The 8,040-nt window shown below is 51.6% G+C and carries 7 protein-coding genes; all 7 read left to right on the forward strand.

Annotated features, from left to right (window positions below; all coding sequences use genetic code 11):
* Nucleotides 1-2,307 (forward strand): proton-conducting transporter transmembrane domain-containing protein (locus HNR50_RS21885; protein WP_184748946.1); only part of this gene is annotated, 2,307 nt, incomplete at its 5' end.
* The gene (locus HNR50_RS21890; RefSeq protein WP_184748947.1) at nt 2,307-3,221 is read left to right on the forward strand and encodes a respiratory chain complex I subunit 1 family protein; all 915 of its coding nucleotides are present in this window, start codon (nt 2,307-2,309) and stop codon (nt 3,219-3,221) included. The genes HNR50_RS21885 and HNR50_RS21890, both read left to right, overlap by 1 nt.
* A 25-nt stretch (nt 3,222-3,246) precedes the next feature.
* Nucleotides 3,247-3,882 (forward strand): NADH-quinone oxidoreductase subunit B, encoded by a 636-nt coding sequence (locus HNR50_RS21895; RefSeq protein ID WP_221439963.1) that lies wholly within the window; start codon nt 3,247-3,249, stop codon nt 3,880-3,882.
* A gap of 9 nt (nt 3,883-3,891) precedes the next feature.
* Nucleotides 3,892-4,425, forward strand: a complete 534-nt coding sequence (locus HNR50_RS21900) for an NADH-quinone oxidoreductase subunit C (RefSeq protein ID WP_184748948.1) — start codon at nt 3,892-3,894, stop codon at nt 4,423-4,425.
* Nucleotides 4,422-5,603: an NADH-quinone oxidoreductase subunit D gene (locus HNR50_RS21905; RefSeq protein ID WP_221439964.1), complete on the forward strand. Its 1,182-nt coding sequence runs from the start codon at nt 4,422-4,424 to the stop codon at nt 5,601-5,603. The genes HNR50_RS21900 and HNR50_RS21905 overlap by 4 nt, the downstream gene beginning before the upstream one ends.
* A 2-nt stretch (nt 5,604-5,605) precedes the next feature.
* Nucleotides 5,606-7,393, forward strand: coding sequence for an FAD-dependent oxidoreductase (locus tag HNR50_RS21910; protein WP_184748949.1), 1,788 nt, complete (start codon nt 5,606-5,608; stop codon nt 7,391-7,393).
* Between the two features lie 251 nt (nt 7,394-7,644).
* Nucleotides 7,645-8,040 (forward strand): Na+/H+ antiporter subunit E (locus HNR50_RS21915; RefSeq protein ID WP_184748950.1); only part of this gene is annotated, 396 nt, incomplete at its 3' end.

Consider the following 8,040-nt stretch of genomic DNA (forward strand, 5'->3'; position numbering starts at 1 on the left):
GGCTCAAACCTGGCGGGGATCAAACAGAATAAAGCCAAAAGGCTTCTCGGTTATTCATCAGTCGGTCAGATCGGTCTGCTTATGATCATTCTGGGCCTGGGGGATATGCTGGGAGACAAGCGGGATTTTATCGCTCTGGGCATTCTGGTTTCCCACTACCTGGCCAAGGCGGTTCTCTTCTGGATCGCCGGAATCATCGAAAGGGAAGATATTAAAGACTGGGCGGTACTGCGCCGCAATCCTCTTCTGATGGTGCTTTTCGGATCGACTTTGTTCGCTCTCATCGGATTCCCACCCTTCCCGGTTTTCTTCGCCAAATGGGAACTGGTTATGCTCCTGGTGAAATCCCACAGCTATGTCATGACAGCGCTGATTCTCCTTGCTTCTTTCTTCGAAGCGGTCTATCTGCTGCGCTGGCTCGGCTATGCGCTGAAACTGGAGAACAAAGATCTTCCGGCGTTCAAAACGCCTCTCTTTAAAGTTCTGCCTCCGGCGCTGTTCGGGATTCTTCTTTACAGTGCCGGATGGTATACAGGAAGCCTGGTTGAATCGTTCAACGCTTTCAACTACATTCCTCTGGCCTTTATTGTGGTCATAGCTCTGCTTGACTGGCTTCCAGTCTGGTTTAAAAATACCCTGTCCATTGGCGGAGCCGTCACCTATCTCGTCTATCTGTATCCGCAGGTTCAGGGCGATCTTTTCCGGACTGTTTTCGGAGCGATTTTCCTGGTCGGTGCAGTTCTGACTCTTCTTTCGGGATACTATCAGAAAGGGAAACGGGTAGGATTCTACCCTATGACGCTCTCCATGTTCGCCGGTCTGGCCATGCTGATTACAGCATCGAACCTGATGGAAATCTTCTACGGATGGGAACTGATGACCATCGGATCCTACTTCCTCCTCATCCGCGGTAAAAAGTCCATGCCTCACGGCTACAGCTATATCATGTTCTCCGTCGGCGGTTCTTATGCCATGATGTTCGGTTTCGCTCTGGCTTATCTCAGCGCCGGACATATAGGGCTGAGCGCACTGACAGATATTTCCGTTTTCCCCATGCTGGCTTATTCTCTCATGTTACTGGGTTTTATGACCAAAACGGCCTCTCTGCCTATGCATATATGGCTGCCGGGAGCCCACGGGGAAGCGGTGGCGGATATACACTTTATGGCTTCGGCCATTCTGCTGAAAGCCGGTGTCTTCGGGATCATCCTGGTTCTTCTAGGTATGGGTAAAGAGACGGACTACGCTCAGACCATACTGCTCGTTCTCAGCTGGATCGGCGTTCTTTCGGCACTGATCGGAAATATTTCCGCCAGCTTCCAGGAAAGCGCCAAACGGCTACTCGCCTGGTCCAGTATCGGTCAGCTCGGCTACATTGTCTTCGCACTGGCGACCATGACTCATCTGGGATGGCTGATGGCTCTGACCTATTCACTGACACATTTTCTCTACAAGGGGATTCTCTTCCTGATTATCGGAGGAATCGCCTGGCATCTGGGTACAGCGGATATGTACAAGATGGGCGGACTGATCAAACGGATGCCCTTCTCCTTCTTCGCCGTGCTGATCGCCATCATCACCCTATCGGGTGTTCCGCCTCTGGTCGGTTTCGCGGCCAAATGGATGAACTACAATCTTCTGATTACCGAAGGTTTTGTCTTCCAGGGCGTGGTTATGCTGATCGCGGGGATTATCGCTTTCCTCTATCTCTTCAGACTGATCCACACCATTTTCCTGGGACAACTGAAGGACAACCTGAGAAAGGTGAAAGAAATCAATATCTGGTTTCTCATCCCGGTTTACATTCTGCTGGCCGCCATTTTCTATCTCTCCTTTACGCCTTCTGCTCTGCTCAGACCGATCGGTACCATGCTTCAGGCATACTTTCCCGAGGGAACGCTCACCTGGACGGGCAATCTGGCGACAACGTCCGCAGGCTATTTCGACGGAACCATGATCCTCTATGTGATCGGCGGCGTATTTATGACGATTCTGGCCTTCTTCGCTCTGATCACCTTCAGAAAGAGGATCGTCAAAGCCGGGCAGTTCAATATCTATTACGGCGGGGAAGCTCCTTCTCGGCCCGAACTGGTTCACTTCGCCTACAACTTCTTCGCCCACTACAACAAGGCGATCGGTCTTGTTGTGACGCCGGTACTCCACCGGTTCTGGGAGAACGCCGGAAAGGCGCTCCACGGTCTGTCCGATTTTATCCGGCGTATCTACAACGGAAACGGCCAGAGCTACGCCTTCCATGTGGTTCTCTACGTCGTTGTCGTATTTCTCATTAAAGCAGGAGGTATGTGATGTCCTCTTTAACTACAAGAATTTTATACGCCGTTCTGTCGATTTTCATCGTCATGAACATAGGACTTGTCCTGCAGGGCGTAACACGGAAAATCTACGCCCGGGTCAATAAACGCTACGGGATCCGGATCTACCAGCCCTATATCGACCTGATCAAAAACTACTCGCTTGACACGCTGGTTTCCCACGGGGTGATGTACTACCTGGGGCCGATCTTCCGCCTCACCAGCGGTGTGGGTCTGGTTCTCTTTATCCCGCTGATCTACGGTTCCGAGCACTTCAGCAACTTCTCCTTCTCGGGAGATGCGGTGCTGATCCTCTACTTCCTCTTCTTCGGAACGCTGGGCATGGCGCTGGGAGCCAATGAGACGGGACAGCCCTACTCGGCTATCGGAGTCGCCAGAGGCCTGTCCCAGGTTACGGCAGCGGAAATCCCCCTGGTCCTCTCTTTCCTGGCGGTTTTTCTCCAGAACGGGACGCTCTCCCTTTCGCAGATCGTCGAAGCGCAGCAGGGGGGCATCATGCACTGGACCATGTGGACCAACCCCATAGCAACGGCCACAGCCATGCTGGCTTTCCTCGGTTCCATGATGCGCTCCCCCTTTGATGTGGTTCTGGCGCCCCAGGAGATCCCCATAGGTCCGCCTACGGAATTTCACGGAAAGTTTCTCGGGATTCTGCAGACAAACCGGTCTATTTTCCCCATTGCCAAGACCATCCTCTATGTGAACCTCTTCTTCGGCGGAGCGACGAACTGGGGCATGTTTATCCTCAAGTGTTTTCTCCTCTACATGTGGTCGGTTATCGTGGGAACCATTTTCCCCCGGTACCGGGTGGATCATTCCATCCGCTGGTTTCTCAAGTGGCCTCTGGCCCTGGGATTGCTGTCCATATTGTTCGTCCAGTTAGTTTAACGAGGTAATTATGAGTTTTGAAGATATGAAAAAACGAACGGTCATAGCTCCCGACGGGGAAAAGATCGAAATCGATCCCCTGAAAGACTATTACTGCGACGCCATCCCGATGCCCCGGAAGGATTATGATAAAATTCCCGGCATTCTGGAAAATTTCAAAAACTGGGCACGAAGTGAATCGCTCTGGATCCTCGCCTTCGGTTCGGGATGCGGAGCGATCGAAATGCGCCCCCTGATGACACCGAAGCACGATGCCTACCGGTTCGGGATTCAATGGCGCCCCACCCCCAGACAGGCCAACCTGCTTATCGTGTCGGGATATCTCTCGGTTAAAACACTGAGAATCATCGTCCGGGCATACGAGCAGATGCCCGCTCCCAAATACGTGATGGGCCTGGGAAGCTGCACCATCAACGGCGGCATGTACTGGGACAGCTACAACACCATAAACAGGCTGGACCACTACATTCCCGTCGATACCTATGTGGCGGGCTGTATGCCCCGTCCCGAAGCGCTGATCGCCGGTTTTGACGATCTGAAGAAGATCATCCGGGCCGGAAAAGGCGTGGGAGCCGACAAATACGCTGAAAGTTTTCAGTGGTACAAAGCCAATCAGAAGAAGATTCTCGGTGAAGTCGGACTGCCCGAGTACAGTTGGTAGAAGGAAATTATGAAAGATATAGTAGAGAGAATTAAAGTTAAATTTCCTGTCGCTGCGGTAACCTTCCAGAGAAAAGACCTGACCTTTATCACCGTGGAGAAAAAGCACGGCGTCGAGGCGGTCACCTATCTCCGCGATGTCGAAGGGTTCACCCATCTGGTGATTCTCACAGCTGTGGACTGGCTGGAAGAGGGAGAGTTTCAGCTCACCTATCTTCTCAATAATCCACAAGCGAAACAGGATATGGGCGTCCGAGTCAGAATTGATAGAGAGAACGCGGAAATGCAGACGGCCCATCACCTCTGGCCGGCTCTGGTAACCTACGAACAGGAGCTGAATGAAATGTTCGGCATATCCTTTCCGGGAAGTCCCCGTCAGGGTGTCCCTTTTATCCTCGATGAATCGTGGCAGGGGCCGCCGCCTTACCGCCGCGACTTCGATACGAAACAGTATTCCGAGGATACCTACTTCCCCAGACCGGGCCGAACCAAGATCGATCCGGCTGAACACATGAAGAAAAAACTCTATCCGGAGGCTGAATGATGCTGACGTTTAAAGAAGATAGATCGCTATTTCCCGAAACCGGAAAAGACGGCAAACCGGTCATAGACTGGGAAAGCGGCAAATTTACCAAAATCTGGCAGGGCCCCGTCCACCCCGGTATGACCGGAAATATGTCCCTGGAACTGACTATACAGGGTGATGAGATCATGGACTGCGTCACCCATGTGGGTTACCTCCACAGGGGATTCGAAAAATTGATGGAAAGAAGACGCTTTATCCAGTGCTTCCCCATCTGCGTCCGCGTCGCCGTGCCGGAACCGGACTTCAACGAGTACTGCCTCGCTTCGACTATCGAAGAGCTGGGCGGCATCGAGGTCCCCGAAGCGGCCGACTGGATGAGGACGCTGCTCCTCGAAATGTCCCGCCTCCAGTCCTTCCTCGCCCAGATGGGCGGCCAGGGAAGCTCTTTCGGTCTCGGTCTGATCGGACAGTGGACTGTCTGGGCCAGGGATCTGGTTCTCGACCGCTTCGAGGAGATCACCGGCGGCCGGGTCTACCATATGCATATGCCTCCCGGCGGCGTCAGAAGCCTTCTCCCCGCGGGCTTCGAAGCCCGCATGACCGATACGCTCGATAAAATCAGCGGCGTTATGGAAGAAGTGGAGCGGGTTATGCTCAACAATTCGGTTTTCAAGACCAGAGCCATCGGACTCGGCTATATCGATCCGAAATGGGTTGATGAATACGGGATTACGGGACCCAACGCCAGAGGCGCCGGCGTTCCGAAGGACGTGAGAAAGGACTATCCCTACCTCATGTACGACAAACTGGACTTCGATGTCCATGTGGAATATGAATCGGACGTCTTCGCCAGAACGAAAGTGCGTTATAACGATATCCTGACGACCATCGACCTGATCCGTCAGATCGTTCCCCGCATCCCCAAAAGCGGAGAGTTCATGGCTGACGTGCCCAACGTCCTCCACTGGAAAATCCCCTACGGGGAAACCTATAAAAGAGCCGAGTGCACCAGAGGCGAGTACGGGTACTACACCGTAACCGATGGAAGCGGGTACCCGAGACGGATCAACGTCCGCGGTCCCTCCTACACCCATGCGGTAACGCTGATGGAAAAAATGGCAATCAATCTGAATATCGCGGATACGGCGGGCGTCATGTCATCGCTTCATACCTATCCGCCTGAAATAGAGAGGTAGGTATGAGTTTGAAAGATGTTTTAATGCCCTTTACCGCCTGGGGCAACCTGTTTAAAGAACCGGTAACGGTCAAGGATTCCCGCAACGTGGAAGCCGCACCCCGGTACAGGGGGTTTCATGTGAACGACGTCGATACCTGTATCGGCTGCGGAACCTGTGAGGAAATATGCCAGAACGCCGCCATCGACCTGGTGGAAGTAGCCGGAAGGGATGCCAAAGAGGGTGATTCGGGGTTACGCCCCATGATCGACTACGGGCGATGCTGTTGGTGCGCTCTCTGCGTGGATGTCTGTACGACCCGGTCTCTGGGCATGTCCAATGAGTACAAATGGGTTTCCTCGGATCCGGAGGATTTCCGTTTTGTACCCGGAGTGGACGAAAAATCATGGAACGATAACAACAAAGGCTATTTCAAGATGGACGGCTATGATCTCTATAGCACAGAACGTGTGGAGATGGGCGAACTTCATCCTGAAGAGAGAGATAAGTCTTTTGTCGAGATGATCCAGGGATTCTCCAAAGAACAAGCCCAGAAAGAAGCGGACCGCTGTGTGGCCTGTGGAATCTGTACAGCCACATGCCCCGCTCATATGGGTATTCCCCAATATATCGAGGCCATCCGGAATGATGATCTTGAGGAAGGTTTACGGATTCTTTACGAAACCAACCCGTTGCCTGAAATATGCGGACGGATCTGTACTCATAAATGCGAAACTGTCTGCTCACTCAACCATAAGGGAGATCCTCTATCGATCCGTTGGCTCAAACGCTATATCGCCGATCAGATCCCCGAAAGCAAGTACAAAGAAATTCTGGAAACAGAAAATATCACAAAAAACGGTAAGAAAGTCGCTATTGTCGGTGCCGGTCCCGCCGGTCTTTCGGCAGCCCACTACCTGGCTCTGATGGGCTATGAAGTGAAAATCTTCGAAGTTCAGGAAGCGCCCGGCGGTATGACCCGATACGGTATACCCGAATACAGGCTCCCCTACGAAATGATCGACAAAGATGTGGATTACATAAAATCGCTCGGAGTAGAATTTCAGTTCGGCACCAGAGTCGGCGTCGATGTACCCCTGGAAACTCTTGAAAAAGAGTTCGATGCGGTATTTGCCGGAACCGGTCTCCACCTGGGAAGAAGCACGAGAGTGCCCGGTTCGGACCACAAACGGGTCTACCAGGCCATCGATCTGCTCAGAGATGTTTCCTATGGCAAAGAGATCGATCTGGCTGAAAAAGTCGTCGTGGTCGGCGGCGGAAACGTAGCCATGGATATCACCAGAACCATTGCCAGACTCCAGAATAAGAAGTTCGGCAAAGTGAATGTCACGGCGACCTGTCTCGAAGCCGAAGGCTCCATGCCCGCCGATGACGAGGAAGTGATCGAGGCTAGAGAAGAAAACGCCACCATCGATCCCGGCTGGGGTCCCCAGGAGATCATTGTCGAAAACGGCGAGATCAAGGGACTGAAAGTGGCCAAATGTCTGAGAATCTTCGATGACGAAGGGCGGTTTAATCCCTCCATGGATATGGAAAACCAGAAAGTCTTCGAAGCCGATATGATCGTCGAATCTATCGGTCAGGCCATGGATATCAGCTATACTGATAATATTAAAGAGAAACTGACATTCGGTCCGAGAGGACGGATTCAGGTAAGCCCGGACTTCCAATCCAATATCCCCTGGCTCTTCATCGGAGGAGATATCATCCAGGGACCCGATGTTATTCACGGGATAGCCAACGGCCATAAAGCGGCCAAAGGCATCGATAAGTTTCTGAAAAGCAAATAATCTTCGAATATTATCCAATCGAAAATCTAAAGGGAGGTTCTAAAAAGGGAACCTCTCTTTTTTTTTCTTTCATGAATCCAGATAAAGTAAAAATTTTTAACATCAATTTCCTGTAAATTCTCACAATCTGTCATTCAATCGATTATAATAATAATTATTCTTGACATCATGTAAATTCCCAAATAGCATATGGATAATTTTATATAGGTAATTGTGTATAGTTATTTAAGTATATATTTATAGGAGGACTGATGAAAAACTTCATAATTTCAGCTTTGCTGGTTTTCGCCGCATGGCTGATGCTGAACGGTTCATTAAATCAGTCCGTTCTCCTGATCGGCCTGGTCGTTACCGCTGTCATCGCGCTTTTCTTTTCGACCCGGCATCCCGTTTTCAAAGATGTGAAACTGAGTCCCAAAGCCATAGCGGCTATGGTCGCCTATGTTTTCGTCTTCAGCTGGGAACTGCTCAAAGCCAATTTAGACGTGGCTTTGAGAGTACTCGCGCCCTCCCTGCCGGTGAACCCCGGTATCGTGGAGATAAAAACGGGTCTGAAATCGGAGATCGGACGATTGGCTCTGGCCAATTCCATCACTCTGACTCCCGGGACGCTCACCGTGGACGTTAAGGACGATTCCCTTTTCATC

The organism is Spirochaeta isovalerica, assembly GCF_014207565.1.
Lineage (GTDB): Bacteria > Spirochaetota > Spirochaetia > DSM-2461 > DSM-2461 > Spirochaeta_F > Spirochaeta_F isovalerica.

Bases quoted from the DNA above. Each gene is read 5' to 3' on its own strand.
- HNR50_RS21890 (WP_184748947.1), top strand. From the start codon at position 2,307: ATGTCCTCTTTAACTACAAGAATTTTATACGCCGTTCTGTCGATTTTC.
- HNR50_RS21895 (WP_221439963.1), top strand. From the start codon at position 3,247: ATGAAAAAACGAACGGTCATAGCTCCCGACGGGGAAAAGATCGAAATC.
- HNR50_RS21900 (WP_184748948.1), top strand. From the start codon at position 3,892: ATGAAAGATATAGTAGAGAGAATTAAAGTTAAATTTCCTGTCGCTGCG.
- HNR50_RS21905 (WP_221439964.1), top strand. From the start codon at position 4,422: ATGATGCTGACGTTTAAAGAAGATAGATCGCTATTTCCCGAAACCGGA.
- HNR50_RS21910 (WP_184748949.1), top strand. From the start codon at position 5,606: ATGAGTTTGAAAGATGTTTTAATGCCCTTTACCGCCTGGGGCAACCTG.